Genomic DNA, 766 nt, shown 5'->3' with positions numbered 1-766 from the left:
AGAGGGGAAGGAATGCTTACCGGAGGTACGTCGATGCTGCCTGAGGATAGGATAGCGGTTCTGATGACTTGTCATAATCGAAAAGAGAGGACCCTATCATCATTGCGTCGCCTCATGGGATGCCAATTGCCGGCGGGAGTGACTTTAGATGTGTTCCTTGTCGATGACGGTTCTAGTGACGGGACTGGTGACATGGTCCGAGACATTTTTCCGCCAGTTCATGTCATAGAGGGATCGGGCGACTTGTACTGGGCCGGCGGGATGCGCTTGGCTTGGAGTAGGGCGGCAAGTAATGATTATGATTATTACTTGTGGCTAAACGATGACACCCTTATTTTTGAAGATTCACTGAGCGTTCTATTATCTGCAGCGAGAAAAACGGATAATAGATCTATTATTTGTTCCGCAGTTGTCTCAGAAAAGACTGGGATAGTGACGTATGGTGGAAAGATGCGTGAAGCGTCCGAATACCACCAGCCCGCCGGTGAACTCGCCGAATGCGAGATTATTAGCGGAAATTGTGTGCTAATACCGCGATATGTCTACGAAAGCGTAGGATCAATCGACGAATGTTTCACGCATGCTATTGGTGACTACGATTATGGACTCCGTGCCAGAAAGAAGGGGGTAAGGAGTTATGTTGCGCCAAAAGTGATCGGGAACTGTGAAAATAACCCACGTCCGCCAAAATGGTGCCAAGCAGAGGTGCCGTTTTTTCAACGGCTAAAAGCACTTTATTCGCCGTTGGGATATGCTCAGCCTAAGC

The 766-nt window shown here is 48.7% G+C and carries 1 protein-coding gene; it reads left to right on the top strand.

Features of this window, described 5'->3' with window-relative positions:
- Window positions 1-12: 12 nt before the first annotated feature.
- Window positions 13-766 (top strand): glycosyltransferase family 2 protein (locus tag AC1DS3_RS39200; RefSeq protein ID WP_477129439.1); only part of this gene is annotated, 754 nt, incomplete at its 3' end.

The organism is Cupriavidus sp. 01L46 (assembly GCF_056399905.1).
Note: the sequence above shows the minus strand (reverse complement) of the source record. Positions and strands in the feature narration are given on the sequence as shown.